This is a genomic window from Leifsonia virtsii (assembly GCF_030433675.1).
GTDB classification, from domain to species: Bacteria; Actinomycetota; Actinomycetes; order Actinomycetales; family Microbacteriaceae; genus Leifsonia; species Leifsonia virtsii.
The window spans coordinates 851008-863022 of record NZ_JAROCB010000001.1; the positions used below are offsets into that span (position 1 = coordinate 851008).

Annotated in this window: 10 protein-coding genes; 2 read left to right on the forward strand and 8 right to left on the reverse strand. The window is 70.9% G+C overall.

Going from position 1 to position 12015, the window contains the following annotated elements:
* Positions 1 to 64: 64 nt before the first annotated feature.
* Positions 65 to 1453, forward strand: coding sequence for an NAD(P)/FAD-dependent oxidoreductase (locus P5G59_RS04110; protein ID WP_301216264.1), 1389 nt, complete (start codon positions 65 to 67; stop codon positions 1451 to 1453).
* A 66-nt stretch (positions 1454 to 1519) separates the two neighbouring features.
* On the opposite strand, the gene P5G59_RS04115 is transcribed toward P5G59_RS04110, so the two are convergent.
* From P5G59_RS04115 to P5G59_RS04145, 7 genes are all read right to left on the reverse strand, one after another.
* Positions 1520 to 2071 carry a YceI family protein gene (locus P5G59_RS04115; protein ID WP_301216265.1) on the reverse strand — a complete coding sequence of 184 codons (552 nt, stop codon included), beginning with the start codon at positions 2069 to 2071 and terminating at the stop codon, positions 1520 to 1522.
* 113 nt (positions 2072 to 2184) lie between these two features.
* Positions 2185 to 3375 carry a glycoside hydrolase family 3 N-terminal domain-containing protein gene (locus P5G59_RS04120; protein WP_301216267.1) on the reverse strand — a complete coding sequence of 397 codons (1191 nt, stop codon included), beginning with the start codon at positions 3373 to 3375 and terminating at the stop codon, positions 2185 to 2187.
* A gap of 16 nt (positions 3376 to 3391) precedes the next feature.
* Complete coding sequence (locus P5G59_RS04125; protein ID WP_301216269.1) at positions 3392 to 4396, reverse strand: carbohydrate ABC transporter permease; 1005 nt, start codon at positions 4394 to 4396, stop codon at positions 3392 to 3394.
* On the reverse strand, positions 4393 to 5322 hold the full coding sequence (locus tag P5G59_RS04130) for a carbohydrate ABC transporter permease (protein WP_301216271.1): 930 nt from the start codon (positions 5320 to 5322) through the stop codon (positions 4393 to 4395). The genes P5G59_RS04125 and P5G59_RS04130 overlap by 4 nt, the downstream gene beginning before the upstream one ends.
* A gap of 2 nt (positions 5323 to 5324) precedes the next feature.
* Entirely contained in the window at positions 5325 to 6701 is a 1377-nt protein-coding gene (locus P5G59_RS04135; RefSeq protein WP_301216273.1) for an ABC transporter substrate-binding protein, read from the reverse strand.
* Positions 6702 to 6740: 39 nt separating this feature from the next.
* A complete protein-coding gene (locus P5G59_RS04140) occupies positions 6741 to 8483 on the reverse strand; it encodes a glycoside hydrolase family 13 protein (RefSeq protein ID WP_301217005.1) in 1743 nt (580 codons plus the stop codon).
* A gap of 156 nt (positions 8484 to 8639) precedes the next feature.
* The gene (locus tag P5G59_RS04145) at positions 8640 to 9653 is read right to left on the reverse strand and encodes a LacI family DNA-binding transcriptional regulator (protein ID WP_301216275.1); all 1014 of its coding nucleotides are present in this window, start codon (positions 9651 to 9653) and stop codon (positions 8640 to 8642) included.
* A gap of 95 nt (positions 9654 to 9748) precedes the next feature.
* Between P5G59_RS04145 and P5G59_RS04150 the strand changes: the two genes are divergently transcribed.
* A complete protein-coding gene (locus tag P5G59_RS04150) occupies positions 9749 to 10582 on the forward strand; it encodes a UbiA family prenyltransferase (protein WP_301216277.1) in 834 nt (277 codons plus the stop codon).
* Here the strand turns inward: P5G59_RS04150 and P5G59_RS04155 are convergent.
* Positions 10564 to 11964, reverse strand: coding sequence for an MFS transporter (locus P5G59_RS04155; RefSeq protein WP_301216279.1), 1401 nt, complete (start codon positions 11962 to 11964; stop codon positions 10564 to 10566). The genes P5G59_RS04150 and P5G59_RS04155 overlap by 19 nt on opposite strands.
* Positions 11965 to 12015 lie beyond the last annotated feature (51 nt).

Below are 12015 nucleotides of genomic sequence, written 5' to 3' on the forward strand. Positions count from 1 at the left end.
CAACACGCCGCACGACCCGAACGAACGCGGCGTGTTGCGTCCCATTGTTCTGTAGAGGAGCACCATGGATTACCGTCAGGTCGGCTTCTGGTTCGACTCGATCGCGGAGCAGGAGGACGGCTTCCGCCCGCGCCCCGGGCTCGATGCCGACACGCAGGCCGACGTCGCGATCGTCGGCGCCGGGCTGACCGGGCTCTGGACGGCGTACTACCTCCAGGAGCGCGACCCGTCGCTGAAGATCGTGCTGCTGGAGAAGGAGGTCGCCGGCTTCGGCGCCTCCGGACGCAACGGCGGCTGGTGCTCCGCGCTCTTCCCCTGGTCGGCGTCCAAGCTGGAGAAGCGGTACGGCTTCGACGCCGCGGTCGCGATGCGCCGCGCCATGGTCGGCACGGTGGACGAGGTCGGCCGGGTCGCCGAGGCGGAGGGCATCGAGATCGACTACGCCCGCGGCGGCACCGTCACCTTCGCCCGCACACGGCCGCAGCTCGACGCCGCGCGCGCCGAGTACGAGGAGTCGGAGCGTTACGGCGTCGACGAGGTCGCCCTGTGGGGCACCGAGACCGTGCGGGAGCGCTTCGGCGCGCCGGACGCAGTGGCGGCGACGTTCACGCCCGCGTGCGCGCGCATCCACCCGGCGAAGCTCGTGCGCGGCCTCGCCCGCGTGGTGGAGCGGCGCGGCGCCACGATCGCGGAGGGCACCGAGGTGCTCTCCTGGCGCGACGGCACGGTCCGCGTACGGTCGCGCGGCTCCGACCGGCTGGTGCGGGCGGGCATCGTCGTCAACGCGACGGAAGGGTACGGCTCGCAGTTGCCGCAGGTCGGCCGCCGCATCCTGCCGCTCTACTCGCTGATGATCGCGACCGAGCCGCTGCCGGACGCGACCTGGAACCGCATCGGCCTCGAGCACGGGCAGACGTTCACCGACTTCCGCAACCTGATCGTGTACGGGCAGCGGACCGCCGACAACCGGTTCGCGTTCGGCGGGCGCGGGGCGCGATACCACCTGGGGAGCGCCATCCACTCGTCGTACGACCGATCGCCGCGCGTGCGGCAGCACCTCATCCACACGCTGTTCGACCTGTTCCCGGATGCGGCGGGCGCGCGGATCACGCACCACTGGGGCGGCCCGCTCGGGGTGCCGCGCGACTGGCACGCGAGCGTCGGCGTCGACCGGCAGGCCAGAGAGGCCTGGGCGGGCGGCTACGTCGGCGACGGGCTGAGCACCACGAACCTCGCCGGCCGCACCCTCGCCGACCTGATCACGGAGACGCGCACGGACCTCACGACGCTGCCGTGGGTCGGCCACCGCTCCCCGCGCTGGGAGCCGGAGCCGCTGCGCTTCGCCGGCGCGAACGCGGGATTGGTCGCGATGGAGTCGGCCGACCTGGAGGAGACGGTCACCCGCCGCCCCTCCGTCGTCTCCCGCGTCCTCGGCCCCCTCATCGGCCACTGACCGGGGCAGACGCAGAAGAGGGGGTCCCGGCCGAGTGGCCGGGACCCCCTCCCACGCTGGCGCGGGTCAGGCCTGGTTGAGGACCGCCTGCAGCTCGAGCGTGATGGTGACCTCGTCGCCGAGGAGCATGCCGCCGGTCTCGAGCGCGGCGTTGTAGGTGAGGCCGAAGTCCTCGCGGTTGATCTTGGTCTTCGCGGTCGCGCCGGCCTTGTAGTTGCCGTACGGGTCCTGGCCGAAGCCGCCGAAGTCGAACTCGAAGGTCACCGGCTTGGTGACGCCCTTGATCGTCAGGTCGCCGTCGACGAGGAACTCGCCGTCCTCGTGGCGCACACCGGTCGAGACGAAGTCGATGGTCGGGTGCTCCTCGGCGAGGAAGAAGTCGCCGGTGCGGAGGTGGGCGTCGCGGTTCTTGTCCTTGGTGTTGATGGACGCGACGTCGGCCTTGGCGGTGACCTTCGACTCCAGCGGGTTCTCGGCGGTGACGAAGGTGGCGTCGAAGTTCTCGAACACACCCTTCACCTTGCTGATCATCAGGTGGCGGATGCTGAAACCGACCTCGCTGTGGGTGGGGTCGATGGTCCAGGTGCCTGCTTTGTAGCCGGGGATCTCGATGGTCACGCTTGTCTCCTTCAAAGAATGTGCCCGCGGTGTGGCCGGTCCACCCGCGCGTCGAATACATGCAAGCGCATCGAATCCCGGTCTATTCCGCAAATCCGAAAAAAGTTGACGCGTCACTCTTTCGGCGCGAGCGAGTGCCGCAGCGTGAGCAGCTTCCTGGCCTGAGCGTCGACCTGGGCGGCCGGGATGCGGCCGTCGGCCACCGCCGCGGTGACGGCGTCGATCATCGCGCCCGGGTCCACTCCGGCGCCCTGCACCATGAGCACCATCGTGTTGCCCGCGGCCACCGCGGCGACCGCGTTGGCGCCCGGGTCCTGGTACTGCGGCAGGCCGGTGTCCTGCAGCATCCGCAGGTCGTCGGTGATCGAGACGCCGCGGAAGCCCAGCCGGTCGGTCAGGATGCGGTGCCAGGCCGCCGACAGCGACGCCGGCTGCGCATCCACCCCGCTGTAGACGAGGTGCCCGAACATGACCAGGTCGGCGCCCGCGTCGACGCCCGCGCGGAACGACGGCTCGTCCTGCGCGCCGAACCGGCCGAGGTCGATCGCCGCAGTGGGCACGGTCAGGTGCGAGTCGGCGTCGGTCTCGCCGTGGCCCGGGAAGTGCTTGAGCGTGCTGAGGACGACGCCCTTCTGCCCGGCGACGGAGGCGGCGACCCGCTCGGCGGCCGACGCCGGGTCGGTGCCGAGCACCCGGTCGGAGATGAACGACGACGGGTCGGCGGTGACGTCGGCGACCGTCCCGAAGTTCACCGTGATGCCCACCTGCTTCAGCAGCTGCGCGCGCTGCGCGAACGCCTGCTTCGTGGCCTCCGGAGGCTGCGACCGCAGCTGCACCGCACCGGGACCGCTGTCCCACGGCAGCCGGGTGACGTCGCCGCCCTCCTCGTCGATGCCGACCAGCGGCGGCAGCGACGGGTCGGACGCCCGGGTGGCGGCCGTCTCGGCCGCGAGGGCGTCCGGCGTCGCCGGGATGTTGTCGCCCATCAGGATGATGCCGCCGAGCCCGTACCGGTCGACGAAGCCGCGCAGGGCCGCCGGATCGGTTCCGGGCGCGTGCAGCATGAACAGGCTCGCGACCTTCTGGCGGAGGGTCATGTTGCGCAGCCGCGCGTCCACGTACGCCGCGGCGGGGTCGGCGGTCGGCGCCGGCGTGGCCGAGGGAGACGGGGACGCGCCTGTGCCGCTCACGCCCGCCCGTGGCGCCGCCGCGCCGCCACCGGTGCAGCCGGCCACCGCGAGGGCCACGAGGGCCGCCGTGGTCAGCGCGAGCGCGCGCAACGGACGGAAGGGACGGGAGCGCATCCCCCGATCGTAGACGTCAGCCCTTGACGGCTCCTCCGAGCCCGGCGCTGCGCAGGAACAGCCCCTGGAACACCAGGAACAGCGCGATCGGGATGAGCGTCGAGATCGCGAGCGCCGCCAGGTACACGTCGAGCTGGATCGCCGCCTGCAGCGTGGGCAGCCGCACCGACAGCGGCTGGATGGCCGGGTCGCGCAGCACGAGCAGCGGCCACAGGTAGTCCTTCCACGCCGCGATGATGGCGAACACCGACACGACCCCGAGGATCGGCTTCGACATCGGCAGCACGATCGACCAGAACAGCCGGAACGGCCCTGCCCCGTCCGTCCGCGCCGCCTCGAACACCTCGCGCGGCAGGTTGTCGAAGAACCGCTTCACCAGCACCACGTTGAACGCGCTCGCCCCCGCCGGCAGCCACACCGCCCAGAACGTGTTGATGAGGGTGGTCCCGAGCAGCGGCGGGTTCAGGATGGTGAGGTACAGGGGCACGAGCAGCACCACCGACGGCACGAAGAGCGTCGTGAGGATGAGTCCGTACAGCACGCGACCGTAGGCGGGCCGCAGCACGCTGAGCGCGTAGCCGGCGGTCGTCGCGACGATCAGCTGGGCGGCCCACGACCCGGCCGCGACCCAGATCGTGTTCACGAACTGCACGTCGATGTGGACGGTCGACCACGCGGTGGACAGGTTGGCCCAGTCCACGCCGTGCGGGAACAGCGCCATCGGTGTGCGCAAGGTGTCCTCCGTCGGCGTGATCGCCGACTTGGCGAGCCACAGCAGCGGCCCGAGCCCCACGACGACGAGCACGAGCAGCAGCGCACCGTGGATGACTCGGGTGCTCCAGCGCACACCGGGCTTCCGGCGGTCGGAGGGCGACAGGATGCCGCGCTCCCCCTCGTCCCTCCGCGGCCGCCTGCGCCGCCGGCCGGGCCGCGGCGGACGTCCGCCCTCCGCGGCGACAGCGGTGAGCAGCTCCTGGGTCTCGGGGGCCGCTTCGCGGGGAAGCTCGGTGGAGGTGGTCAATTCTGGCTCCAGGACTTGGTGAGGCGGAAGTACACGAGCGACAGCACGGCGAGGAACGCCGCCAGCATGAGGCTGAGCGCGGTGGCGGCGCCGTAGTCGCCGCCGAGCGAGTTCTGGAACGCGTACCGGTAGATCAGCAGCAGGATGGTGACCGTCGAGTCGACCGGGCCGCCTCCCGTGAACAGGAACGGCTCGAGGAAGACCTGCGCCGTGCCGATGATCTGCAGGATGAGGGTGATGAGCAGCACGCTGCGCAGCTGCGGCAGCGTGACGTGCCACACCTTCTGCCAGATGCCCGCGCCGTCCACCTCGGCCGCGTCGTACAGCTCGGGCGCGACGCCGGTGATCGCGGCCAGGTAGATGATGATCGTTCCGCCGGCCGCCGCCCAGGTCGCCTCGACGACGAGCGACGGCATCGCCTGCACGGCCGACTGGATCCACGGCTGCGGCGGGATGCCGACCCAGCCGAGGATCGTGTTGAAGACGCCGTCCGGCCGGGCGTCGTAGAAGAACTTCCACAGCAGCACCGCGACGACCGGCGGCACGACGACCGGCAGGTAGGCGAGGGCGCTGTACAGACCCCTCGCCCGCTTCACCTCGCTCATCAGCACGGCCGCGACGAGCGGGATCGGGTAGCCGAGCAGCAGCGCCAGGAGGGCGAACCAGGCGGTGTTGCCGACGGCCGTCCAGAACAGCGGGTCGTTCACCACCTGCACGAAGTTGTCCCAGCCGACCCACGTGGGCGCGCTCACCAGGTTGGTGTGCTGGAAGCTCATCACGACGCTGCGCACGATCGGCCACCAGGAGAACACCCCGAAGATGACGAGCATGGGCAGCAGGAAAAGCAGGGTGCTGAGCCCCCCGCCGCGCACCCAGGTGAGGGGTGTGCGGCGGGGGCGCGTCAGCGTTCGATCGGGTGCGGTCACGGTCACTTGTCCGCGTCGACGAGCTTCTGGATGTCGCTGTCGACCTTGGCGAGCAGCTGGTCGATGTTCGCGTTCTTGTCCGTCAGCACGGCCTGGACGACCGAGTCGAGCGCGCCGTACAGCTCCTGCGTGTGCTTGTTCGGCTCCGGGATCAGGTTGGCGTCGAAGATCTTGTCGGTGAACGTGGACACGTTCTCCTGCGGCACGTTGATCTCGCCCTTGATCCACTCCATGTTCTGGTCGTAGGTGGCCTTGTCGAACACGGGAAGGGTGGGGACGCCCACCGGCTGACCCGACTTCACCAGCACCTTCGCGTCGGCGACGGCCTGATCCTTGTTGAGCAGCTTCTGCATGTAGTAGAAGTCGATCCACTTCACCGCGGCCTCCTTCTGGGCCTGCGACGACTTGGGGCTGACCGCCGCGACGTTGCCGCCGCCCAGCACCCCGGCCTGCTTGTCGGACGTGTCGACCGGCAGCATCGTCAGCCCGTAGTTCTTCGGGTCGACGGCGTTCTGCTGCACGAGCGAGGTGAGCACGTCGGAGCCGGACGGGTACATCGCGATCTGGCCGGCTCCGAACGCCTGGTTGATGCCGCTCCAGTCGAGCAGGAAGTTGCTGCCGACGGAGTTGTCCTCCCAGCGGAGGTCGTGCAGCCACTGCAGGGCCTCCTTGGTCACCGGGTTGTCCGTCGTGACCTTGGTCTTGCCGCCCTCGGTGGTCTCCATGCGGCCGCCGCGCGAGTACACGGTGGTGGTGAGCTCCCAGCCGCCGGTGTTGCCCTGCGTCATCTGCATGTAGCCCGCGACGCCCGGCACCTTCTCGGAGATGGTCTTCGCCGCCTGGCGCACCTCGTCCCAGGTCGTCGGCGGCTTGTCCGGGTCGAGCCCCGCCTTCTGGAAGATCTCCCGGTTGTACGAGAGCCCCATCGCGTACGGGCCGTACGGGATGCCGTAGATCTTGTCGCCCGACTTGGCGACCGCGAGCACGTTCTCGTTGAACTTGTCCGCGTACGGCAGCTTCTTCACCTCGGCGGTGATGTCGGCGAGCTGGCCGGCCTGGAGCAGCGACTGGGAGTCGGTGAACGGCACGTTGAAGACGTCCGGGAGGGTGCCGCCCGCGAGCTGGGTCGCGAACGTGGGACCCGTCCACTGGTACTCCTCGGACTTCACGACGATGTCCGGGTTGGCCTTCTCGAACTCCTTCACCCGGTCGTCGAACGCCTTGAACGCGGCCTTGTCGCTGCCCGGGATGAGGCTCGCGACGGTGATGTGGACCTTGCCGTCGTTCGCGTCTCCTCCGGCGGACGAGCAGCCCGCGAGCAGGCCGACGCCGGCGAGGGTGACCGCCGCGACCGCGGCGATCCTTCGTGGTGACTTCATTGTCTGGACCTTTCGAGTGTGATGCGTGGATGGTGCGATTCAGGTGGTGAGGTGCCCCGCGGGGTGCTGCGTGCGCAGCCACGCCGTGGAGTCGGGAGGCAGCAGGCCGCCCTCGAGCGGGCTGCTGCTGAGGAGGATCGCCTGGTGCGGCGGCAGGGGCACCGCGGCGGAGGACAGATTGGTGACGCTGACGAACGCGGCGCCGCGCGAGAACGCGAGCACGCCGTCCGGCGCGTCGAGCCACGTCAGCGGACCGTCGCCGAGGGCCGGCTCCGCCCGGCGGATGCGCAGCGCCTGGCGGTACAGCCAGAGCATCGACGACGGGTCGCTCTGCTGCGCCTGCACCGTGAGGGCCGCCCAGTCGGCGGGCTGCGGGAGCCAGGGCGGAGCCGTCGCCTGGTCCGGGCTGAAGCCGAACGGCGGGGTGGTCCCGCGCCACGGCAGCGGCACGCGGCAGCCGTCGCGGCCGGGGTCGACGCCGCCGGAGCGCTCGTGCATCGGGTCCTCGCGCAGCTCGTCCGGCAGGTCCTCGACCTCGGGCAGGCCGAGCTCGTCGCCCTGGTAGATGTACAGGGACCCCGGGAGGGCGGCCGTCAGCAGCGCCGCGGCACGCGCCCGGCGGCGACCGAGGGCGAGGTCGGTCGGTGTCCCCTTGCGCTTGGTGGCGAAGGCGAACGAGCTGTCCTCACGGCCGTAGCGGGTGACCGCCCTCGTCACGTCGTGGTTGGACAGCACCCAGGTGCTGGGCGCGTGCACCGGCGCGTGGGCGGCCAGGGTCTCGTCGATGGAGGCGCGCAGCTCGCGGGCGTCCCACGGCGAGGCGAGGAAGTCGAAGTTGAACGCGGTGTGCAGCTCGTCGGGCCGCAGGTACCGGGCGAACCGGTCGATCTCGGGCAGCCACAGCTCGCCGACCAGCACGCGCGTGCCCGGATAGCCGTCGGCGAGGGCGCGCCAGCCGCGGTAGATGTCGTGCAGCTCGTCGCGGTCCTGGTTGGGGTGCTCCCCCGGCCCGGGATGCTCCGGCACCTCGGGCAGCGCCGGGTCCTTGACCAGCAGCGCCGCCGAGTCGATGCGGACGCCCGCCACGCCGCGGTCGAACCAGAACCGCAGGATGTCCTCGTGCTCGCGGCGCACGTCCGGGTGGTTCCAGTTGAGGTCGGGCTGCTGCGGACTGAAGAGGTGGAGGTACCACTCCCCGGGCGTGCCGTCGGGGTCCGTCGTGCGCGTCCAGGTGTCGCCGGAGAAGTTCGAGCGCCAGCCGGTCGGCATCCCGCTGCCGTCGTCGCCGCGGCCGCGGCGGAACCAGAACCGCTCGCGCGCCGCCGAGCCAGGACCGGCGGCGAGGGCCTCCTGGAACCACGGGTGCCGGTCGGAGACGTGGTTCGGGACGATGTCGACGATGGTCCGGATCCCGAGCGCGAGCGCGTCCGCGATGAGGGCCTCCGCCTCGGCCAGGTCGCCGAAGGCCGGGTGGATGCGGCGGTAGTCGGCGACGTCGTAGCCGCCGTCGGCCAGCGGGCTCTCGTACCAGGGCGTGAACCACAGCGCGTCGACGCCGAGATCGGCGAGGTAGGGCAGGCGCTCGCGAACCCCGGCGAGGTCGCCCACGCCGTCGCCGTTCCCGTCGGCGAAGCTGCGTGGATAGATCTGGTAGATCACCGCGCTCCGCCACCAGTGCGGGTCCTCCGGCGGCGCGACCGGTCCGGCCGGCAGCCCGGCCTGCTCCGCGTCCGCCGCATCCACCGCGGGGTCGGCGGCGGTGGCGGCGCTGTCGCCGGTCATCACGGTGAGGTCCACGCTGAGCCTTTCGGTCGTCTGTCGTCGCGACGGACACCGCGGCGCCGTCGTCGTTCACCGAAATGTAGCTAAGGCGACAGATTGACGCAAGAACTCAACAAAACGTAATTGGTTTGCGCACATTTGCGTGCGCTTGCGGGCTCAGCCGGCGTGCGGAGCCGGTCCGGTCGACCCGCGCACGACCAGTTCCGGCTCGAAGAAGAGTTCGTCGTGCAGGGCCGAATCGCTGGAGATCTGGCGCAGCAGGAGTTCGATCACCGTCCGCCCCATCGGCTCGATCGGCTGCCGGATCGTCGTCAGCGGCGGCTCCGTGCAGTTCATCAGCGCCGAGTCGTCGTATCCGACGATGGAGACATCGCGCGGCACCGACAGCCCTGCGCGGCGCGCGGCCCGGATCGCCCCGAGCGCCATCGGGTCGCTCGCGCAGAGGATCGCGGTGACCCCGGCGGCGAGCAGCCGGGTGGCGGCCGCCTGACCGGCCTCCAGCGAGTAGAGCGAGTGGACCACGAGCGACTCGTCGAACTCTGCTCCCCAGCCCGCGACGATCCGCCGGGCCGCCTCAAGCTTGCGCAACGACGGCACATGGTCGCGTGGACCGAGCAGCAGCCCGATCCGCTCGTGCCCCAGCGAGCGCAGGTGCGTCAGCGCCTGCGCGGTGGCGACGGAGTCGTCGCACGAGACGGTCGCGAAGGCGAGGTCGTCGACGGGCGCGTTGACCAGCACCGTCGGCAGATGCAGGTCGGCGAGGCGGCCGTAGTGGGCGTGATCGGCATCCCGCTGCGCGTAGGCGCCGCCGACGAAGACGACGCCGGAGACCTGCTGCTGCAGCAGCAGCTCGACGTAGTCCGCCTCCGAGATGCCGCCCGCAGTCTGCATGCACAGGACGGGCGTGTAGCCGTTCTGGGCGAGCGCTCCCCCGATGATCTCGGCGAACGCGGGGAAGATGGGGTTCTGGAGCTCCGGCAGCACGAGCCCGACGAGCCGGGCCCGCTCCCCGCGCAGCTTCGACGGCCGCTCGTAGCCGAGCACGTCGAGCGCCGTCAGCACGGCCTGCCGGGTCGCATCCGACACTCCCGGCTTGTCGTTCAGGACGCGGCTGACCGTGGCTTCGCTGACCCCGACCTTGCGGGCCACTTCGGCGAGACGTTTCGACATGGCCCACATCCTACGCAACTCCTTGCAGATCCACGCAACTTCTTGCGTCCCACGCCGATCTCGATCAGCACGGAGGGGCGGATACGATGGCGGGCATGGCGAAGAAGGTGCTCTCCCTCCTGCTTGCCAGCCATCCCGGTCCGACCGTGGTCGTCACCGTGATCGCCGCCCTGCTCGGACTGGGCCTCGGCTACCCGCCCGGGCGGCTCCTACTCCTCGCGCTCGCCGTCCTGTTCGGTCAACTGTCGATCGGGTGGAGCAACGACTGGCTGGACGCCGCCCGCGACCGGGCGGTCGCGCGCTCCGACAAGCCGGCGGCGCGCGGCGACGTCCCCGTCCCCGTGGTGCGCGCGGCCGCGTTCGTCGCGCTCGGCGCCGCCCTGCTGCTCACCCTCCCCCTGGGGCTCGGCGCGCTCGCGGCGCACACCGTCGCCATCGCCGGCGGCTGGGCGTACAACCTCGGCCTCAAGTCGACCGTGTACTCGTGGGTGCCGTTCGCGGTGAGCTTCGGCATCCTGCCGGCGATCGCGACCCTCGGGCAGGAGCAGCCCGCGTTCCCGCAGTGGTGGGTCTACGCCGCCGGCGCCCTGCTGGGTGTCGCCGCACACGTCACGAACGTGCTGCCGGACCTGGAGGACGACGCCCGCACCGGCATCAGCGGCCTGCCGCACCGGCTGGGGGCGCAGGTCAGCGGTCTCCTGGCCTTCGCCGCCCTGGCCGCCGCGACCCTGCTCATCACCTTCGGCCCGGGCCTCCCGGTGCGGCCGCTCCTGATCGCCGGGCTGGTCATCGGCCTCGGCGCGGCCGTCGCCGGTGTCGTGCTGCTGTTCCGGCGCACGCCGACCCGGCTGCTGATGCAGCTGATCATGACGTGCGCCATCGTCGATGTCGCCATGCTGGCCCTCGCGGGTCAGTCCGTGACCGTCTGAACCTTCTCCGCGACGGGCGCCTTGTTCCGGATGCCGATCGCCGAGACGATGCCGCCCACCAGCAGGAGGGCCGCTCCCGCGATCATGGCCCGGTGCAGCCCCGCGACATCCAGCGTCCCTCCGATGATCATGCCGGCCGCCGCCACGGCCAGCAGGCCCGCAATGCGGGAGACCGCGTTGTTGACCGCGGAGGCGATGCCCGCCTGCTCCGGGTGGATGGCGCCGAGGATCGCGCTCGTCAACGGCGCCACGGTGATCGACAGCCCCACGCCGAACAGCAGCACCGCGGGCAGGAGCGTCGTCCAGTAGTTCACGTCGGTGCCCATCATCAGCAGCCACAGGAAGCCGACGGCCGCGATCATCGGCCCGATCGCCATGAAGAGCCGGGGCCCGTAACGGCCGGCGAGGCCGCCGAAGAAGCCGGAGAGCAGCAGCATGCACAGCGTCGACGGGATGAACACGAAACCGGCCGCGATGGCGGAGAACCCCGCCACCTGCTGAAGGAAGAGCGTGACGATCAGCGGACCGAACGACAGCGCCGCGTACACGAAGAAGGTCGAGATGTTGCCCACCCAGAAGTTGTGGACGCTGAACAGGCCGAGCGGGAGCATCGGCTGCTTCACGCGCGTCTCCGCGAAGAAGAACGCGGCGAGGCAGAGCAGGCCGACGATCAGCGGGAGGTAGACACGCGGACTGCCCCACCCGTAGGTGCCCTGCTCGATCAGGGCGAACACCGTGCCCGCGAGGCCCACCGAGCCGAGGATCGCGCCCAGCACGTCGACGCGGCCGCCCATCCCCTTGTCGGTCTCGCCGAGGGTGAGCATGAGCACGAGCGTGACGGCGATCGGGAGGACGTTGATCGCGAACACCCAGCGCCAGCCGAGCGTGTCGACGAAGAGCCCGCCGACCACGGGCCCCGCGATCATCGCGATGCCGGTCCACGCGGTCCAGCGCCCGATCGCCTTGGCCTGCGCCGCCCCCTCGAACCGGGAGATGATGATCGCCAGCGAGCTCGGCACGAGGAGCGCTCCGGCGACGCCCTGCAGCGCGCGGGCCAGCACGAGGAACAGGCCGCTCGGCGCGAAGGCGCACAGCAGCGACGTGATCCCGAAGCCGATCAGCCCCGCGTACAGCACGCGCTTGCGGCCGAACACGTCGGACAGCGAGCCGGCGATCAGGATGAGGGAGCCGAGGGTGACGAGATAGGCGTCGACCACCCACTGCTGCAGCTGCAGGCCGCCGCCCAGGTCGCGCGAGATCGCGGGCAGCGCCACGTTGATGACGGCGCCGTCGAGGAACGCGACGAAGCTCGACAGGATCGCGATGAGGAGCACTCTCAACTGGAGCGACGTCATCCGCTCGATCCGTGCAGTGGTGGCCATGACCTCATTCAACGGCCTGGTCGGCGCGGTGGCAAGCGAACCGCATCCATG